The following is an 18,784-nucleotide window of genomic DNA, read 5'->3' on the forward strand; positions in this document are numbered from 1 at the left end:
CGACCTTAAGCGGTCCTTCGACTCGATGCGAGGACTATGGCAGCTTCCAAACTGGAACTGCCATGGGATTGTTAAAACTCAGGCGATGATCTTCTGCTCCCCGGCAGCCTGCTCGCGCGTGCGACGGGCTTCGTCGCGCAGGAACTGCTGGTAATCGTCCAGATCGCCGTCGAAGGGCTCGACGCCACCCTTGGTAACGAGCCAGAACTCGTCGCATACCGCGCGCAGCAGGGACCGGTCGTGACTGACCAGCATCACCGTGCCTTCGAATTCGTTGAGTGCCATGCCTAGCGCTTCGCGTGTGGCCAGGTCGAGGTGGTTGGTAGGCTCGTCGAGCAGCAGCAGGTTGGGGCGCTGCCACACGATCATGCACAGCACGAGCCGCGCCTTTTCGCCGCCGCTCATCGTGCTCACCGCCTGATGGACCATGTCCCCACTGAAGTTGAAGGTGCCGAGGAAAGTGCGAAGCGATTGTTCGGTGCCACTCTGGCCGGGGGCACGCATGTGCGCCGGTGTGTCCTTGGCAAGGCGGATCATGTGTTCCATCGGCGTATCGAGGGGACGCAGCACGTCGAGCTCCTGCTGTGCAAAGTAGCCGATGTTCAGGCCTTTGCCCTCGCTGATTTCGCCGGCAATCGGCGCCAGTTCGTGCGCCACCGTTTTCACCAGAGTGGACTTGCCCTGGCCGTTGGCACCGAGAATGCCGATGCGCTGCCCGGCCAGCACGGATCGGTTGATGCCCCGCACGATGACCGTCGGCGGCGTGCCCGGCGGTGCGCCGGTCGGCGCCGCGTAGCCAAAGCTCGCGTCCAGCATCGACAGCAGCGGGTTCGGGACGTTGAGCGGCTCCTTGAACTCGAAGTTGAACTCCGCGTCGGCAAGCACCGGTGCGATCTTCTCCATGCGTTCGAGCGCCTTGACCCGGCTCTGCGCCTGCTTCGCCTTCGAGGCCTTGGCCTTGAAACGGTCGATGAATTTCTGCAGGTGGGCGATCTTGTCCACCTGCCTGGCCATCGCGGCCTGCTGCAACACCAGTTGCTCAGCGCGCATGTCTTCGAACTTGCTGTAGTTGCCGCCATAACGCACCAGCTTGGCGTTGTCGACGTGCACCGTCACCTGCGTCACCGCGTCGAGGAATTCGCGATCGTGGCTGATCACTACCAAGGTTCCTGGATAGCGCTTGAGCCACGCTTCCAGCCAGACCAGCGCGTCGAGGTCGAGGTGATTGGTCGGCTCGTCGAGCAACAGCAAGTCGGACGGGCACATGAGCGCGCGCGCCAGCTGCAGTCGCATGCGCCAGCCGCCGGAGAAACTGTTGACCGGCTGGCTAAGCTGCGCGGCACTGAAGCCAAGGCCAAGGATCAGCGCCTGGGCACGTGCGGGGGCATCATGTGCACCGGCGTCGTGCAGGGCCATGTAGGCGTGCGCCATGCGCATGCCGTCGTCGCTGGCCTCAGCGGCGGCTACTTCGGCCTGCGCGGCCAGCAGTACGGTGTCACCCTCGATTACGAAGTCGGTCGCGCTCTGCTCGGTCTCCGGCATCTCCTGCGCGACCTGGCCCATCTTCCATGCGGCGGGAATCGAGAACTCGCCGCCGTCTTCGTGCAGCGTGCCGTTGAGAAGGCCGAAGAAGGATGACTTGCCGGCGCCATTGCGGCCGACAAGGCCAATCTTTTCGCCAGGGGTGAAGGTGACGGACGCGCCGTCGAGTACGACATTGACGCCACGGCGCAGCGTGACATTACGGACGGAAATCATAAGGGGCTACTTCGGAGAGGATAGGCATGATAGCCCACCGGACGCACAGGGCTGTCTCTTTTCTGGCCGCACGAGTGAAGAGCCGCTTGCTCTTTGCGGCGCCCACCGGCCGCAAAGCGAGGCGGGCACTGGCGCGCCGGGTGTTCCGGCTGCTGGGCCAGCGAACAAACGGTGCGTGACGGCTCCTGGCTTGTAGCACGCATCCGACGTGCAACCAGGCAAACTCGGGAGCCTTGGCCCATTCGGTTCGCGATCTGGCGCTGTTCGACGTCGCAATGATAGCAAGCTGCGCGGCTGTGATCTCGTCAATTTCTGTGTGCGCGATGTCATGCACGGTAGTCAGGTGTTGGTTATTCCAAGCTGAAAAGTACCGTGCGATACCTTGGCATAGAGGTCGACGATGCACTCGAGATCTCAGAGCAGTCCGAGATCTAGCGCGCCGTAACCGGCCGCTATCTCGCCTGATGTCGTGCGAGTACTATCAGCCAGAAGCAGCCCTTCGACGGCCATAAGCAAATCGGCGGCAATCTACCAGCGGCAGAATAAAAGACAACCAGAGCGTGACCGGAGCGGCAATTCGGCCATCACGACGCAACGTGGTCGAGCGCACAGACTACCGATGGAGCTTCGTGGTCTGGTTGAGGGGTTTGGACTCCCCGACCCACCAGGAATATCCCGTTCAGACCGCGCATTGCGCAACCACAATCATGAGTACATGGGTACACGAGCTGCCGTTATGGTTGATGGCACTGGTCACTTTCGGTGCGATATTTCTCGCGGGCGCGACCATCCATGTCGTCACCGGATGGCTTGCTGCCGGTCGATATGGGCGATCATTCAAGGCAATTTCTCCCGGTCTGCTTTCTCCACTCGGTATCATATTCGGCTTATTTATCGTCTTCACGGCCTCGCAGGTCTGGAACGATACGGCGCGCGCCAATATCGCGGTCGCCACTGAAGCGAGTGCGTTGCGATCGGTCGTTGTCATGTCTGCCGTTTTGCCAAATGAAGCCCAGACCGAACTGCGAAGGATGGTCCGAGACTACATCCAGTACACCGCGACGACTGAATGGCCGCTGGTGGCGAAGGGAGCCGTTACACTTAACATTAGTCCTCCCACGCTGAACAACGCACTGAAGTTCACGCTATCCTTACCAGTCGTTACGCCCGGACAGCAGACGGCGCAGCGCGAGGTCGCGGCGTCCCTGCAGCATGCTCTCGAAGTGCGTCGCGAGCGTATCCTGATCAGTCGCAGCGAAGTGAATGGTATCAAGTGGTTATGCTTGGCCTTTCTGGCGGTGTGCCTGCTGTTCGCCATCGCGTTCGTTCATTGCGACAACCGGCTGACATCCGCCGTGGCAATCGGTCTGTTTTCGGCGGCACTCGCTACAACCGTTTTGCTCATCCTCTCCCACGATCGGCCCTTTACAGGAGAAATCGCGCTGACGCCCGAGCCGCTGTTGCAGGTGATACCTGAGGATCGCTGAGCGTTGTCGGCCAGGAAGGGTCACTCGTGTTTTGTGCCACTCTGACATTCAGACGGCGGCGCAGTCCGGCAAAGCGGCCATTCGATCTCGAGGCGAGCATGGTTGACGACGGCTCTTACCGCACAACATGCGGGGGCAACGAGCGCGCGCCCATTACCTGGACGGCGTATCGGATGATGCTCTGGTCTTGAACGTTTGCGACCAACTCGTCGGCACGATAAAAGCCGAAGGAGCAATGGATTTGTATTCGCATTGTTGTATCCCAGGGCGAGATCAATCGTCGGCGCACGCCGTCAAGCGCGCGGGCAACAACGTTCGGTGTCAGCATATTTTGCGCATGCAGCGGGATAAGAACCCGAAGCAACGTTGAGTAGAAGTTCTCGCGATGCACATGAATGCATGCTGAGAACCATCGAACTGCCGCCCGAGAACAGCCGAGCCACTATTTTCGTCAAAGGACTTTCTGACATTGCGCTGTCATGGCCAGGCATTCGAAGCACGAATACGAGCGCATGCCTGAACCATGCGCTCGCATCGAATTGCCCAAAACAGAGTGCGTACTACTGACCTTGCAGATTCGGATTGCCGGCAGGAACGTCAGAGCCGGTTTCCGACGAGCCAGCGGTGGATGGACCATATCCCGTCGCTGCATTGTTCTGTGCGGCGACGCGAGCTTCGGCCGCCTGAATGTCAGCGGGGTAGGTGGAGTCGGTTGCGACCGCGGGGTTATAGCCGGCCTGTTCGATCTGCTTCAATTGCGCCTTGACTTCGGCGCGCGTGAGCGGTTGCTCGGATTGCGCGAACGATGCCACCGGCGCTGCGAACACTGCAACTAGCGCCACGGCTTTGACGAGCGATTTCATGATGCTTCCCTCCGAGAATATTTTATGGGGCGCCGCAGCAATCTTTGGCACCATCCACGGATTCTAGGAAGGTAGTCGTCTAGGGGAAACCACTGATACGGTAATTCAGTGTTGCTACAAACAATAAGTCGGCCTGATGTAATGTGGTCCGTAATATATGAAGAATCGCGCTACACGCCTTGGCGAACATCGACTCGATACGCGGTCACCTGCCGATACGTGCTGCCGGCTCGCACGATCACCTCGTCCTGCTCAGCCATATTGACCTGGTTTGGAAAGCCCCCCGCTTCGAGGCACAAACCGGCGTGCGCTTGATACGCAATGCCGCCGCGTCCTGAGTCGCCCTTTAACCAGTTGCCGCTGTAAAACTGTAAGCCGCGTTGATCGGTCGAGACGGTCAATTCGCGTCCACTGGCGGGATCGTAGGCGCAGGCGACCCGACGTATCGGCGGGGTGGCACCGTTCGTGCCGGCGTCGGGGGCATCGCGCAGCACGTAGCAGTGATCGAAGCCACCGGCCGTCGCCAACTGCGCGTGCGGCCAGTCGAGCCGCGCGCCGATCGGCGCGCTCTGCCGAAAATCGAAGGCATTGCCTGCCACTTCTGCCAGCTTGGACGGAATCATAGCGGCGTCGACCTCAAAGAAGCGGTCCGCATCGATCGACAACACGTGGCCGCGAATGTCGGCACCCGGCCGGCCCGTGAGGTTGAAGTACGGATGGCTCGTCAGATTGAGCGGCGTCGCGGCGTCGGTGATCGCTTCATAGGCGATGGTCAGCGTGCCGTCGTCGTCGAGCGAGTAGCGCACTTGCGTGGTCACGTTGCCAGGAAAACCGGCATCGCCTTCGGGCGACTCCAGTCGCATGAGCAACGCACCGTTGTCCTCGCTCACGTCCCACAGCGCGCGATGAAACCCCACCGTGCCGCCATGCAGCAGGTTCGCGCCTTCGTTGCGGTCGAGCGTGTACTCGATGCCGTCGAGCGTGAAACGCGCATCGGCAATGCGGTTCGCCCAGCGGCCTATCAGGCCGCCCATGTAAGTGGTGGCCGCTACGTATTCAGCCGGCGTGTCGTGGCCGAGCAGGATATCGCCGAGCACGCCGGCGCGATCCGGTGCATGCCACGAGACCAGCGTCGCGCCCAGATCGCTAATGGCGACTTTCATACCGTGCGCGTTGCGCAGCGTGAAGAGTCGGACGGAATCGCCGCCGCGCAATGTGCCCCACGGCTCGGAAGAAAGTTGTGCGATGCTGATCATGTCGTCAGTGAGAAGAAAAGAGAATAGGCATGCTCAGCCTGGCGCGGACGTCGAATTCGCCTGCTCCTGGTATTCGCGCGGCGTACAGCCGAGTTCACGGCGAAACACCGCGTACATGTATTGCAGCGACGTGAAGCCGCAACGGATCGCCACTTCCGCACTCGACGCATCGCGCTTCGCCAGCAGTGCTTTTGCGACATCGAGTTTATGGCGCAGGATTTCCTGATGCACGGTGCACTGCCGTTCGCGCCGAAAGTACTCTTCGAGCGATGAGCGCGACACGCCCACATAGTCGGCAACCTGTTCGGTGCGAATGCCTTGACACGCGTACTGTCGAATGAAGTGCCGCGCCCGCATCACATACGGACTCGCCAGCGGTTGGTGCTTCGTCGATTCGAGCACGTTGATGCCGACCGGCGGTACCAGAATGCGCCGCCCCGGAAACCGCGCGCCATGCAGCATCTGATGCAAAAGATGAGCAGCGGTGCGGCCCATTTCCTCAGTACCCTGAATCACTGAAGAGAGCGGAATACGCGTCAACGTGCGCGTCAACGGATCATTGTCGATGCCGATGATCGCGACTTCTTCGGGCACAGGAATGCCGGCGATCAAACACGCCTGAAGCAGATGCCGCGCACGCGCATCGGTCACTGCGATTACACCAACCGGCTTCGGCAAATCCCGCAGCCACGCAGTGAGCTGTTCGGTCGCCTGGTTCCATGACGGCGCGCTGGTCGAGAGGCCGCGATACATCTCGCTGTCGATCTGCTCCGCGCTATGTCCGTCCGCGCGGCGCAAATGAGCGAACGCGAGTTCGCGCTGTTGGGCCCAGCGGTTCTCCTGCGCTTGCGGCAGGCTATATAGCGCGAAGTGCTCGAGGCCCGCGCCGATCAGATGCGTATAAGCGAGCGAAACAAGCTTGCTGTTGTCGGTGGCGATATAGGGTAAATCCGGAGGATAGTGCGCCGGATCTTCGAACGACGATCCCACGGCGACCACCGGCAACGGACAATCGCGCAGCGCTTCGCCCACAGCCGGATCGTCGAAATCCGCGATGATGCCGTCGCCGTCGAAGCGTTCGATGCCCGTCAGCCGGCAGCGAAAATCCTCTTCGAGAAACAGATCCCACGCCACGCGCGTGGACAGCAGGTAGTTGCCGATGCCGGTGATGATCTCGCGGTCGTAGACCTTGTTCGCGTTGAACAGCAGCGCGATCCGATGGGTCGTCTGTGGTGTTTGCGGACGGGTCATGGCGGTGAGCGGTGTGCGGGTCAATGACCCGTCACGCCTTTGTCTCCTGTTGGATGCTTAATTTGAACGGCATCGGTTTTAAGCGTCTGGTTATTCTAGGCCTCGAATCGCGCGCCGGTGCGAAACAAAAACGAGGGCGGTAAGAAACATCAAGCACGCTGCGCAATTTCGCAATTGCCGATGCATCGTGCAAGCGGCAGCATGGCGTCACCTTGTCAACCGGCGCGGCGACGTCGCACGGGTTGCGGTGCACCATAAACTGGAGACGCTGATGTCTTACTTCGAACACATTCCCGAGATCCGCTACGAAGGCTCTCAATCGGATAACCCGCTTGCGTACCGCCACTACGATAAAAGCAAGAAGGTGCTCGGCAAGACACTCGAAGAACATCTGCGCATTGCCGTGTGCTACTGGCACACGTTCGTCTGGCCGGGCGTGGATATTTTTGGGCAGGGAACGTTCCGGCGTCCTTGGCAGCAACCCGGCGACGCGATGGAGCGGGCGCAGCAAAAGGCGGATTCCGCATTCGAGTTCTTCTCGAAGCTCGGCACGCCGTACTACACGTTCCACGATACCGACGTCTCGCCCGAAGGGTCGAGCCTGAAGGAGTACAGCGAAAACTTCTTGCGCATCACCGACTATCTGGCGCGCAAGCAGGAGAGCACAGGCATCAAGCTGCTGTGGGGCACGGCCAATCTGTTCTCGCATCCCCGTTATGCGGCCGGTGCCGCGACCAGTCCCGATCCGGAAGTGTTCGCGTTTGCGGCAACCCAGGTGCGCCACGCGCTCGATGCGACGCAACGGCTCGGCGGCGATAACTATGTACTGTGGGGCGGACGCGAAGGTTACGACACCTTGCTCAATACCGACCTCGTGCGTGAACGCGATCAACTCGCCCGCTTTCTGCATATGGTCGTCGACCATGCGCACAAGATCGGCTTCAAAGGCTCGCTGCTGATCGAACCGAAACCGCAGGAACCGACCAAGCATCAATACGATTACGACGTCGCGACCGTGCATGGCTTTTTGCTGCAACACGGGCTCGACAAAGAGATTCGCGTGAACATCGAGGCCAATCATGCGACGCTCGCGGGCCACTCGTTCCATCACGAGATCGCCACGGCTTACGCGCTGGGTATTTTCGGCAGCGTCGATGCGAATCGCGGCGATCCGCAAAACGGCTGGGATACGGATCAATTCCCAAATAGTGTGGAAGAACTGACGCTCGCCTTCTACGAAATCCTCAAACACGGCGGCTTTACAACCGGCGGCATGAACTTCGATTCGAAAGTGCGGCGCCAAAGTGTCGATCCGGAAGATCTGTTCTACGGCCACATCGGGGCGATCGACAACCTCGCGCTCGCCGTCGAGCGCGCGGCGGTGCTGATCGAAAACGACCGTCTCGAACAATTCAAACGTCAACGTTACGCGGGCTGGGAAGCGGAATTCGGCTGCAAGATTCTTTCCGGCGACTATTCGCTCTCCACACTGGCGGCGGATGCACTGGCGCGCGGTCTGAACCCGCAGCACGCGAGCGGCCATCAGGAGTTGATGGAAAACATCGTGAATCAGGCGATTTACAGCGGACGTTGATCCGCGTCTCAAGAAGCAACGCATCAGAAAGTAGTCACACCACTAAAAAAATCGCGCGGCCACGCCGACCGCGCGAAATAGGAAGCTTTGGGTTGTCGCTTGTCCGGTCTGCGGCTCGCAGCGCAAACCGTCCAATCCGGTATTCCGGCTATCAGAAGAAGGAGACAGAGATGAAATTCGCAACGCGTCGTACCGTATTGAGTTCGCTCGTGTGTGGAGCGGTGCTCGCCAGCCTGTCGCTTGCCGCGCCGCTCGCGCATGCAAGCAAGGATCATCCGGAAATTGGCTTCTGTATCGACGATCTGCGCGTCGAGCGGTGGTCGCGCGATCGCGACTATTTCGTCGCCGCAGCGGAAAAACTCGGCGCGAAAGTGTCGGTGCAATCCGCCGATGCGAGCGAAGAGCGGCAGATCTCGCAGATCGAAAACCTGATCTCGCGCGGCGTGGATGTCATCGTGATCGTGCCGTTCAATTCGAAGACGCTCGGGAATGTGGTCGCCGAAGCGAAGAAAGCGGGCATCAAGGTCGTTTCATATGACCGTCTGATTCTCGATGCCGATGTAGACGCATACATCTCGTTCGATAACGAAAAGGTCGGCGAATTGCAGGCGCAAGGCGTCTACAACGCGCAGCCGAAGGGCAACTACTTCCTGCTCGGCGGCGCGCCCACCGACAACAACGCCAAGATGCTCCGCGAAGGCCAGCTCAAGATACTGAAGCCCGCCATGGATAAGGGCGACATCAAAGTGGTCGGTCAGCAGTGGGTGCCGGAATGGAGCGCTTCCACGGCGCTGCGTATTGTCGAAGATGCGCTGACGGCGAACAACAACAAGATCGACGCGATCGTCGCATCGAACGACGGGACCGCGGGTGGCGCGATCCAGGCGCTCGCCGCGCAACACATGGCGGGCAAGGTGCCAGTGTCGGGGCAGGACGCGGACCTCGCGGCCGTGAAGCGTGTGATTGCCGGCACGCAAACCATGACCGTCTACAAACCGTTGAAACTGATTGCCGGCGAAGCGGCCAAGCTCTCCGTGGCGTTGGCGAAGGGCGAGAAGCCCGCGTATAACTCGCAATACGACAACGGCAAGAAGAAAGTCGACACGGTGCTCCTGCAACCCACGTTGCTCACCAAGAGCAATGTCGATGTAGTCGTCAAGGACGGCTTCTATACTCAGGCCCAGCTCGCGAGCCAATGAGCGTAACGTGTGCGCGGCGGACCTCGATGCGTGTCATGCGTATCGGCGCCGTCGCGCGCCTTGCAGCGAGGCATAGCGAATGACGCAAGCTCTTATGACGATGCGCGGCATCGTCAAGGCGTTTTCCGGCGTGAAGGCGCTCGACGGCATCGACCTCACGGTCGCGCCCGGCGAGTGCGTGGGCCTGTGCGGCGAGAACGGCGCGGGTAAGTCGACGCTGATGAAAGTGCTCTCCGGCGTGTATCCGTGGGGCACGTGGGACGGCGAAATCATCTGGGAAGGTGAGCCGCTGAAAGCCGCCAGTGTGCGCGACACTGAACGCGCCGGCATCATCATCATTCACCAGGAGTTGATGCTGGTGCCGGAGTTGTCGGTGGCGGAGAACATCTTTCTCGGCAATGAGATCACGCTGCCCGGCGGCCGCATGAACTACGCCGCGATGTACCAGCGCGCCGACGAACTGCTGCGCGAACTCGGCATTAGCGGTATCAATGCCGCACAGCCGGTGATGAACTATGGCGGCGGCCATCAGCAGTTGATCGAGATCGCGAAGGCGCTGAACAAGCGCGCCAAGCTGCTGATTCTCGATGAACCGTCGTCTTCGCTGACTTCCTCCGAGATCCGCATTCTGCTCGACATCGTGCGCGATCTGAAGCGGCGCGGCGTGGCCTGCGTGTACATCTCGCACAAGCTCGATGAAGTGGCGGCCGTGTGCGACACGATCAGCGTGATTCGCGACGGCCGTCATGTCGCAACGGAGCCGATGCGCGCGCTCACCACCGACCGCATCATTTCGCTGATGGTGGGCCGCGAAATCAAGAACCTGTTTCCACGCGAGCCGCATCCGATCGGCGATGTAATCTTCGAAGCGCGCCACGTTACCTGTTTCGATGTGACCAATCCGCGTCGCAAGCGTGTGAACGATGTTTCGTTCGCGCTGCGGCACGGCGAGATTCTCGGCGTGGCCGGGCTGGTCGGCGCGGGGCGCACGGAGTTGATGCAGGCGATCTTCGGCGCGTATCCCGGCGTGAGCGAGGCGACCGTGGTGATGGACGGCAAGCCGCTCAAGATTCGCGCACCCGTCGATGCGATTCGCGCGGGCATCGGCATGGTGCCGGAAGATCGCAAACGCCACGGCATCGTGCCGGGGCTGAGCGTCGGCCACAACATCACGCTGGCTGTGCTGGAGCGCTTTGCATCGGGTGGGCGAATCGACTCCGCTGCCGAACTCGATACGATTCATACGGAGATGAAGCGGCTTTCGGTGCGTGCCGCACATCCCATGTTGTCGATTGCGAGTCTGTCCGGCGGCAATCAGCAAAAGGCCGTGCTGACCCGCATGTTGCTGACCAATCCGAAGGTGCTGATTCTCGACGAACCCACCCGCGGCGTCGACGTCGGCGCGAAATACGAAATCTACAAGCTGATTTTTCAACTGGCGCAGCGCGGCATGTCGATCGTGATGGTGTCCTCCGAATTACCCGAAGTGCTCGGCATCAGCGATCGCGTGCTGGTGATCGGTGAAGGCGAGTTGCGAGGCGATTTCGTCAACGACGGCCTCACGCAGGAGGACATTCTCAGCGCCGCGATCCGTCCCGTGCAGCGATCCCCGAACCCAACCGCAGCGAGTGCCGCATGACGCCCGACGTTACTTCCCAACGCGCCGACGAAGCCGTGCCGCGAGGCGCATTCGGCGGTCCGCAGCGCATTCAGCAACTGTTCGCGCGCTACAAGATTCTCGCGCTGCTGATCGCCGTGGCCGCGATCTGGATTTTCTTTTCGGTGCTCACGCACGGCGCGTTCGTCACGCCGCGCAATCTGTCGAACCTGCTGCGGCAGATGTCGATTACCGGCATGCTCGCGTGCGGCATGGTGTTCGTGATCATCGCCGGCGAGATCGACCTGTCGGTTGGGTCGTTGCTCGGTTTGCTCGGCGGCGTGGCGGCGATACTCGACGTCAACCGCCATTGGCCAATCGGCGTCACGTTGCCGGTGGTCATGCTGCTCGGCGTGCTGGTCGGCATGTTCAACGGATGGTGGTCGACCTATCGGCGCGTGCCCTCGTTCATTGTCGGGCTCGGCGGCATGCTCGCCTATCGGGGCATTCTGCTCGGCGTGACAGGCGGTTCGACGATCGCGCCGGTGTCGGACAGTTTCGTGTTCGTCGGCCAAGGTTATTTGCCGCGGCTCGCGGGCGATACGCTCGCGGTGGTGCTGTTTCTGCTGTTGGCGTTTCTGACGATACGGCAGCGTCGCAACCGCGAGCGCTATCAGTTGCGTGTGGTGCCGTTCTGGCAAGACGTGGTGAAGGTGGTCGGCGCGGGTGTGATTCTCGCCGGCTTCGTTGCGACGCTCGATCGTTACGGCGGCATTCCGGTGCCGGTCCTATTGCTGCTCGCGCTGCTGGGTATTTTCACGTGGATCGCCACGCAGACCGTGTTCGGGCGACGCATCTATGCGGTCGGCTCGAACCTCGAAGCGACTCGGCTTTCGGGCGTCAACACCAATCGAGTGAAGCTGGCGATCTTCGCGTTGATGGGGTTGATGTGCGCGTTCGGCGGCATCGTCAATACGGCGCGGCTGGCCGCGGGTTCGCCTTCGGCGGGATCGATGGGCGAACTCGATGCGATTGCCGCGTGCTTCATCGGCGGGACGTCGATGCGCGGCGGTTCCGGCACGGTCTACGGCGCGCTGATCGGCGCACTGGTGATGGCCAGCCTCGACAACGGCATGTCGATGCTCGACGTCGACGCCTATTGGCAGATGATCGTGAAGGGCAGCATTCTCGTGCTGGCCGTGTGGATCGATGTGGTGTCGGGGTCGAACCGGCGGTGAGGTTGAAGAAGGGGAGGTGCGCCGGCGCGAGGCCGGCGCATCCCATTCCGCACCCCATTTAATGAAACACCCCACGACTTCCCTCAATCTCCGCCATCCTCCTCACCCCCCGCCCCGCGCCTCTTGACCTGAACCCACGCATTTAAGTCCCACATCCACTCTCCCGTCTTATTACTATTCCGAGGAACAACGCCAGGCGCCGACCCGCGCTTTCACAGCTTCCCAGCCATCGTGCAAGCTGATCGAACCATGCCATGTTGAAACGCAGAACCTTTCTGCTCGGCGGCGCCGGCGCTGTCGGCGCGTTGCTGGTCGGCTGGTCGGTGCTGCCGCCGGGGCAGCGTTTGACCGCCTCCATGCCGCTGCCGGCGCAAGGCACGCAGGTGCCGCTGAACGGCTGGGTCAAGATCGCCGCCGACAACAGCGTAACGATCATGATGTGCAAGGCGGAAATGGGGCAGGGCATCCACACCGGCCTCGCGATGCTGCTTGCCGAAGAACTGGACGCCGACTGGTCGCACGTGCGCGTCGAAGACTCGCCCATCGACAAGATCTACAACAGCGTCCAAGCCATCATCGACGACCTGCCGTTTCGCCCCGACGACGACAGCACCGTCAAACGCACCACCGTCTGGATGACCCGCAAGCTGGTGCGCGAAGCTGGCACGATGATGACGGGCGGTTCGTCGAGCATCAACGACCTATGGACGCCGATGCGCGAAGCCGGCGCCTCGGCGCGCGCCATGCTGATCAGCGCAGCGGCCGCGCAATGGAAAGTGCCGGCCGGCGAATGCCGCGCTGAAGGCGGCCAGGTGCTGCACCCGTCGGGCCACAAGGCGAGCTTCGGCGAATTGTCGTCGATGGCCGCGCAGCAGGCGCTGCCGCGCAAGGTGGCGCTGAAAGATCCCGCCGACTTCAAGCTGATCGGCAAACCACTACGCCGTATCGAAGCGGCATCGAAGATCAACGGCACGGCGCGCTTCGGCATCGACGTGCTGCCGGACGGCCTGCTCTACGCAAGCGTCGAGATGTGTCCAACACTGGGCGGCTCGGTGGCAAAGTTCGACGCAACGGCCGCCGGGAAAATGCCGGGCTTCATCAAGGCGTTCGCCGTCGCGCCGTACAGCGGTGGAACCGGCGGCGTCGCGGTGATCGCCGACAACCCGTTTCGCGCGACAAACGCGGTCGCCGCCATCGACGTGAGCTGGCATGACGGCCCGGCAGCGAAGCTCTCGAACGCGGACGTGGACCGCCGGCTCGCGCAAGCACTCGACGACAGCGACGGCCACGCGTACTACCACCTGGGCGACGTCGATGCCGCGTTGAGCCGGGCGGCGCGCACCGTCAGCGCCGAATATCGCGCGCCGTATCTCGCGCATGGCGCGGTCGAACCGCTCAACTGCACCGTGCAGGTCGCCGACGGCGCGGCCACGGTTTGGGTCTCCACGCAAATGCCCGGCCTCGCGCGGCATCATGTGGCGAAAGTGCTGGACCTCGATGCTGACAAGGTCGACGTGCAAACGCTTCTGATCGGCGGCGCATTCGGGCGGCGTCTGGAGCTGGATTTCATCGCTCAGGCCGCGGCGATTGCGCGCGAGGGCGGTGGCCGTCCGGTGCAGACCCTCTGGTCGCGGGCCCAGGATTTCACGCACGACTTCTATCGTCCGGCATGCCTGTCGCGGCTGAAGGCCGGTTTCGACAACGACGGCAAGCTGGTGGCGTGGCAGGCCACGTCGGCGAGTCAGGCGATCGTGCCGGAAGCGCTCGCGCGCTACTACGGCGCCCCGCGCCTTCCCATCGACAAGACCACCTGCGAAGGCGCGTTCGATCAGCCCTACGAATGGCCCGCCGCGCGTGTCGCGCACAAGATCGTCGAATTGCCGGTGCCGGTCGGGTTCTGGCGCTCGGTCGGCCACTCGCATCAGGCGTTCTTCACCGAGGGCTTCACCGACGAACTCGCCGTGGCGACCGGCAAAGACCCGATTGCGTTTCGCGCCGCGCTGCTCGAGCAGCATCCGCGGCATCTGGCGGTGTTAAAGCGCGTCGCGGCGTTGTCGGACTGGGAACGTCCGTTGACGCGTGCCGCCGACGGCGGGCCGCGCGCGCGTGGGGTCGCGTTGCACGAGGCGTTCGGCAGCGTGGTCGCGCAGGTCGCGGAAGTGTCGGTCGGGCCTGGCAAGAAGATTCGCGTGCATCGGGTGGTCTGCGTGATCGATTGCGGCGTGCCGGTGAATCCGAATCTGATTCGTCAGCAGATGGAGAGCGCGGTCGTCTTCGGTCTGTCCACCGCGTTGCAGGACGAGATCACGCTCGTCAACGGCCAGGTGCAGCAGAAAAACTTTACGGATTTTCCGGTGGTGCGGATCGACGATTGCCCAGTAATCGACACGGACATCATGCCGAGCCAGATGCATCCGCAAGGCGTGGGCGAAGCGGGTGTGCCGCCGGTCGCGCCGGCGGTGGCCAATGCGGTGTTCAAGCTAACCGGCCAGCGTTTGCGCTCGCTGCCGTTGAAGCTCGCGTGAAGCACCCCGGATTCAAACACCTGGGGACTAGGACGAAGGAGACAGCCGATGGGATCGCTGAACATCAACGGCCGGGCGGTGGCGGTACAAGCCGAGCCGGACATGCCGCTTCTATGGGTGCTGCGTTGCGAACTCGGCATGACCGGCACCAAGTTCGGCTGTGGCCTGGGAATTTGCGGCGCGTGCACGATCCATGTGGATGGCGAGCCGAGCTTCGCGTGTCAGACGCTCATGTCGAGCCTGCACACGCAGAAGATCACGACCATCGAAGGCTTGCAGGGTCCTGAAGCACAGGCATTGAAGACCGCGTGGATCGATCTCGACGTGGTGCAGTGCGGCTACTGCCAGAGCGCGCAACTCATGGCGGCCTGCGCGTTGCTCAAGCACAATCCCAAACCGACCGACGCCGACATCGACACGGCGATGTCGCACATCGTATGCCGTTGCGGCACCTATCCACGGGTACGGGCGGCAATCCACCAGGCGGCGGCAAACCGCCGCCCCGCGTAATGCCGCCGACGTGTTTCGCGTTATCGAACGAGCCCGCCGCGCGTGCTCAACCTGCCAGCAATTCCACCACGGCGACGACCGCCGCAAAAATACCGATGCAGCCGCCCAGCGTGGCTGCGCTTTTCATGAATTGCGACATACATGTCCCCGTATTGAGTGGTTGGTGATATGTATTTAACCCGAAATGAAAGCTAAAAGAAAGCTAATAAAAATAATTCGTAAGCTTGTGGCGCGTCACCGCAGAACACGGTTTGCCGCAAGCACGCCCCAATAAGACGCCTCCTCGAATAGCGACATGCCGGACAAATCGGCATGCGCGAACAGGATCGGGCCGTCCAGGTCGCGCAAGGCGAGCAACCCCGGACGGCTCAGGAAGCCGACATCCGGCGTGGCCATGGCGTGGCCGCGAACGGTGATTTCGAGGGCCGCGGCATGCCGCCACAGATCGCGGCCGTAGGCGGGCACCAGATCGATCGCGGCCTGCGTGCGCAGGTCGTCGGGATGCGCGGCGGCCAGCCAGCGGCGCGTGTCGTCGGGCGTCTTGAGGTCGAGCGCCTGATACGCCGAGAACACCGACCGCTGCGGCGGCGACAGACGAATCAGTTGATGCGTCGAGACCACGTAGCCGAGACCTTCGCCGCGATACACGACGTTGTCCCACGCGAGCGGCACACCCTGCGCTTCGCGCGGCATGCCGTCCATCAGGAAGTTGGAGACGAGCCATGGCGCGCGCGGTGGCAGATCGCGCGACGCTTCGAAGCCACTAGCGGCCAGATTCGGTATCACGTGTTGCGCGACGAAAAGCGGCATCGCGCACACCACGCGGCGCGCTTTCAGTACGAACGTGCTGGGTACGTTCTGGTTGTCGATGCGAACGCACAGCACTTCAATGCCGCTGGTTTTTTCATCGACGCGTGCGGCGAAGCCCGGCAGCGACCACGTATGTTCTTTGCCCACGCGACTCGTAATCGACGCGCTCAGTTTGGTCACCATGCTGTGCAGCCCGTCGGGCCAGGTCAGCACCGCGCCATCTTCGGCATTGCGCGCATGGCCGCCACGCGACGAGAAGTAATGCAAACCGGCCCACGCGGAGACGCGTTCATAGCCCGCGCCGAAATCGTCGCGGCAGGCGTAGTTTAGATACCAGTGCAACGAGGGCGCGCTATAGCCTTCGTCGACGAGCCACTGTTTGAACGAGCGCTTGTCCAGCGCACGCCAACTCGGATCCTGCGACGACTGCGCCAGCGGAATGCAGAACACCTTGCGGCCGTCATTGCCGAGGGCGGTGCGCAACGCATCGGTATAGGCGAAAAACCGCTGCTGCTGCGCGAGTTCCGCGTGACTCACGCCGAGCGTCGGCACGAGTCCGTCCTGCCATTGGCCGTCGATCAGCAAACGTTCGTCCGGCGCATGGACCAGCACGCGCTCATCGAACACGGGCCGCGCGGTGAACGGATCGGCCTCGATCACGCCGAGGTCGGCGAGCATGTCGCGCAAGTGCGTCGATTCCATCGACGGCAAGGGCAGATAGTGCGCGCCCTTCGGATAACCGAGATCGCCATACTGACCACCCGCCGCATTGCCGCCGAATTCGGGCCCGGCAAGTACGACGAAATTCTTGTGTCCCGCGCGCGCGAGTTGCCACGCGCACGACAAACCCGCGGCGCCCGCGCCGAGAATCGCGATGTCGGTTTCGATCGTGCCGGACGGCGGCGGCAAGCTGCGATGGTCGCGCAACGCGTGGCCCTCGCGCATGCCGGGGCTGTCCACCACCGGCGTCGTCTCGATCCAGCCGGTGCGGCCGCAACCGGTGAGCGTTGCCGCCGCGCCGGCCAGCAGAAAAGTGCGGCGGTCCATCAGCGGAGCACGTGCTTCCAGTCCTCGTCGAAAAGACGGACGAGCGGCTGGTCGTTCAACTGGTTCGGCGCCATCGGTAACGCGGGCATGTCGGCGGGGAAGTGAAACATTTCGACGGCGGTTTGCGCGTCGAGCCAGCGCATGGGCTCCGAGTAATACGTCGGGATCGTATAGTCGCGGCGTTTGCCGGCGATCACGAAACCCCAGTCGCCAAACGAGGGCACGTAGCAGTGATAGGGCCACGTGTTGAAGCCCGCTTCGCGCAGCGTGTCGACAATGGTCCAGTACGCGTGCGGCGCGAAATACGGCGAGGTCGATTGAATCACCGCATAGCCGTTCTCCGACAGATGCCGTGCGAGCATGCGATACACCGGCACCGAGTACAAACGGCCCAAACCGAAGTTGGTCGGATCGGGAAAGTCCACCACGATCGCGTCGAACACGTCGGCGTTGGATTCGAGCCAGCGCACGGCGTCGTCGTTGATCACATGTACGCGCGGGTTTTTCAGCGAGCCTTGATTGAGTTTGACGAGCGGCGCGGAATTCGAAAAGAGCCGCGTCATGGCCGGATCGAGATCGACCAGCGTGACGGTTTCGATGTTGCGATGCTTGAGGATTTCACGCACCGCGAGGCCATCGCCGCCGCCGAGCACCAGCACGTGCCTGGCCCACGGCAACGCTTCGAGCGTGGGATGAATCAGCGCTTCGTGATAACGATGCTCGTCGCGCGAAGAGAATTGCAGATTGCCGTTCAGGTACAGACGCATGTCGTCGTGCCATTGCGTGAGCACGATGCGCTGATAAGGCGTGGTTTCGGAAAAGATCGTCTCGTCGCCGTAGAGGCCGTGTTCGGCCCAATGCGTGAGGCGATCGGACAGCGCGAAACCGGCGCCGAGCAGACTGATCACCAGCGCGGCGCGCGCCAGCTTGGCCGGCACGTTGCTGATTTCTGCGCGAAACGTGTGCGTGGTCCACAACGCGACCAAGGCATTGAGAATGCCGAACAGAAAGCCGGTGCGCAGCAGGCCGAGGCGCGGCGCGAGTACGAGCGGAAACAACAGTGAGACCGCGAGAGAACCGAGATAGTCGAAGCTCAACACGTCGCTGACGGTATGGCGAAACGCCTGGCGGCGTTGCTGGAAGGCGCGCATCACCAGCGGAATCTCCATGCCGATCAATGCGCCGAGCACCAGCACCACCGCGTAGAGCGCGGCGCGAAACGGCGTGGACAGCCACGCGAATACGCCGAACAGCATGGCCGCCGACAAACCGCCAATCAGCCCAACCAGCAATTCGATATCGACGAAGCGATCGAGAACGTCATCGTCGTCGATAAACTTGGCGAGCCACGAGCCAACACCCATCGCAAACAGATAACAGCCGATCACCGACGAGAATTGCAATACCGAGTCGCCGAGCAAATAGCTCGACAGCGTACTGCTGATCAGTTCATAACCCAATCCGCATGAAGCCAGAACCAGTACGGAGAGTATCAGCATGCGATTATGTTTAATCATCGCGCTGGGCACTCCGGTCCGATGTGGATATACTGGCGGCGATTTCGGCGAGCCTTCGAACGGCGCTGCCCGCATAATCATGGCCGGCAGAATCGGCATGCATGTTGGCATGCTCGGCATACACAATCCGGG

13 protein-coding genes are annotated in these 18,784 nt (G+C 62.0%); 7 read left to right on the top strand and 6 right to left on the bottom strand.

The window, feature by feature from the left end:
* Positions 1–78: 78 nt before the first annotated feature.
* A complete protein-coding gene (locus ACQKRQ_RS34035; protein WP_427481827.1) occupies positions 79–1,758 on the bottom strand; it encodes an ABC-F family ATP-binding cassette domain-containing protein in 1,680 nt (559 codons plus the stop codon).
* 743 nt (positions 1,759–2,501) lie between these two features.
* On the opposite strand from ACQKRQ_RS34035, the gene ACQKRQ_RS34040 reads away from it, so the two are divergent.
* A complete protein-coding gene (locus tag ACQKRQ_RS34040) occupies positions 2,502–3,245 on the top strand; it encodes a DUF4239 domain-containing protein (RefSeq protein ID WP_427481829.1) in 744 nt (247 codons plus the stop codon).
* A gap of 560 nt (positions 3,246–3,805) precedes the next feature.
* Here ACQKRQ_RS34040 and ACQKRQ_RS34045 read toward each other — a convergent pair.
* From ACQKRQ_RS34045 to ACQKRQ_RS34055, 3 genes are all read right to left on the bottom strand, one after another.
* On the bottom strand, positions 3,806–4,108 hold the full coding sequence (locus ACQKRQ_RS34045) for a DUF4148 domain-containing protein (protein WP_132383876.1): 303 nt from the start codon (positions 4,106–4,108) through the stop codon (positions 3,806–3,808).
* A gap of 170 nt (positions 4,109–4,278) precedes the next feature.
* The gene (locus tag ACQKRQ_RS34050; protein ID WP_427481832.1) at positions 4,279–5,364 is read right to left on the bottom strand and encodes an aldose epimerase family protein; all 1,086 of its coding nucleotides are present in this window, start codon (positions 5,362–5,364) and stop codon (positions 4,279–4,281) included.
* Positions 5,365–5,397: 33 nt separating this feature from the next.
* The gene (locus ACQKRQ_RS34055; protein ID WP_427481976.1) at positions 5,398–6,615 is read right to left on the bottom strand and encodes a XylR family transcriptional regulator; all 1,218 of its coding nucleotides are present in this window, start codon (positions 6,613–6,615) and stop codon (positions 5,398–5,400) included.
* A 271-nt stretch (positions 6,616–6,886) separates the two neighbouring features.
* Between ACQKRQ_RS34055 and xylA the strand changes: the two genes are divergently transcribed.
* From xylA to ACQKRQ_RS34085, 6 genes are all read left to right on the top strand, one after another.
* Positions 6,887–8,209 (top strand): xylose isomerase, encoded by a 1,323-nt coding sequence (xylA, locus tag ACQKRQ_RS34060; RefSeq protein ID WP_427481833.1) that lies wholly within the window; start codon positions 6,887–6,889, stop codon positions 8,207–8,209.
* 170 nt (positions 8,210–8,379) lie between these two features.
* Positions 8,380–9,408 carry a D-xylose ABC transporter substrate-binding protein gene (gene xylF / locus ACQKRQ_RS34065; protein WP_132383882.1) on the top strand — a complete coding sequence of 343 codons (1,029 nt, stop codon included), beginning with the start codon at positions 8,380–8,382 and terminating at the stop codon, positions 9,406–9,408.
* Positions 9,409–9,487: 79 nt separating this feature from the next.
* A complete protein-coding gene (xylG, locus tag ACQKRQ_RS34070) occupies positions 9,488–11,047 on the top strand; it encodes a D-xylose ABC transporter ATP-binding protein (protein WP_132383884.1) in 1,560 nt (519 codons plus the stop codon).
* Positions 11,044–12,243, top strand: coding sequence for a sugar ABC transporter permease (locus ACQKRQ_RS34075; protein ID WP_132383886.1), 1,200 nt, complete (start codon positions 11,044–11,046; stop codon positions 12,241–12,243). The genes xylG and ACQKRQ_RS34075 overlap by 4 nt, the downstream gene beginning before the upstream one ends.
* 254 nt (positions 12,244–12,497) lie before the next feature.
* Complete coding sequence (locus tag ACQKRQ_RS34080; protein ID WP_427481835.1) at positions 12,498–14,768, top strand: molybdopterin cofactor-binding domain-containing protein; 2,271 nt, start codon at positions 12,498–12,500, stop codon at positions 14,766–14,768.
* Positions 14,769–14,816: 48 nt separating this feature from the next.
* A complete protein-coding gene (locus ACQKRQ_RS34085; RefSeq protein WP_427481837.1) occupies positions 14,817–15,278 on the top strand; it encodes a (2Fe-2S)-binding protein in 462 nt (153 codons plus the stop codon).
* A gap of 234 nt (positions 15,279–15,512) precedes the next feature.
* On the opposite strand, the gene ACQKRQ_RS34090 is transcribed toward ACQKRQ_RS34085, so the two are convergent.
* Positions 15,513–17,135: an FAD-dependent oxidoreductase gene (locus tag ACQKRQ_RS34090; RefSeq protein ID WP_427481838.1), complete on the bottom strand. Its 1,623-nt coding sequence runs from the start codon at positions 17,133–17,135 to the stop codon at positions 15,513–15,515.
* Positions 17,135–18,649, bottom strand: a complete 1,515-nt coding sequence (locus ACQKRQ_RS34095; protein WP_427481978.1) for a polyamine aminopropyltransferase — start codon at positions 18,647–18,649, stop codon at positions 17,135–17,137. Before ACQKRQ_RS34095 ends, ACQKRQ_RS34090 begins: the two co-directional genes overlap by 1 nt.
* Positions 18,650–18,784: the final 135 nt, after the last annotated feature.

The sequence above is a fragment of the Paraburkholderia sp. NPDC080076 genome (assembly GCF_050281145.1).
Lineage (GTDB): Bacteria > Pseudomonadota > Gammaproteobacteria > Burkholderiales > Burkholderiaceae > Paraburkholderia.

Excerpts from the sequence above, each read along its gene's own strand:
- ACQKRQ_RS34035 (WP_427481827.1), bottom strand. The coding sequence starts at position 1,758 with ATGATTTCCGTCCGTAATGTCACGCTGCGCCGTGGCGTCAATGTCGTA.
- ACQKRQ_RS34040 (WP_427481829.1), top strand. The coding sequence starts at position 2,502 with ATGGCACTGGTCACTTTCGGTGCGATATTTCTCGCGGGCGCGACCATC.
- ACQKRQ_RS34045 (WP_132383876.1), bottom strand. The coding sequence starts at position 4,108 with ATGAAATCGCTCGTCAAAGCCGTGGCGCTAGTTGCAGTGTTCGCAGCG.
- ACQKRQ_RS34050 (WP_427481832.1), bottom strand. The coding sequence starts at position 5,364 with ATGATCAGCATCGCACAACTTTCTTCCGAGCCGTGGGGCACATTGCGC.
- ACQKRQ_RS34055 (WP_427481976.1), bottom strand. The coding sequence starts at position 6,615 with ATGACCCGTCCGCAAACACCACAGACGACCCATCGGATCGCGCTGCTG.
- xylA (WP_427481833.1), top strand. The coding sequence starts at position 6,887 with ATGTCTTACTTCGAACACATTCCCGAGATCCGCTACGAAGGCTCTCAA.
- xylF (WP_132383882.1), top strand. The coding sequence starts at position 8,380 with ATGAAATTCGCAACGCGTCGTACCGTATTGAGTTCGCTCGTGTGTGGA.
- xylG (WP_132383884.1), top strand. The coding sequence starts at position 9,488 with ATGACGCAAGCTCTTATGACGATGCGCGGCATCGTCAAGGCGTTTTCC.
- ACQKRQ_RS34075 (WP_132383886.1), top strand. The coding sequence starts at position 11,044 with ATGACGCCCGACGTTACTTCCCAACGCGCCGACGAAGCCGTGCCGCGA.
- ACQKRQ_RS34080 (WP_427481835.1), top strand. The coding sequence starts at position 12,498 with ATGTTGAAACGCAGAACCTTTCTGCTCGGCGGCGCCGGCGCTGTCGGC.
- ACQKRQ_RS34085 (WP_427481837.1), top strand. The coding sequence starts at position 14,817 with ATGGGATCGCTGAACATCAACGGCCGGGCGGTGGCGGTACAAGCCGAG.
- ACQKRQ_RS34090 (WP_427481838.1), bottom strand. The coding sequence starts at position 17,135 with ATGGACCGCCGCACTTTTCTGCTGGCCGGCGCGGCGGCAACGCTCACC.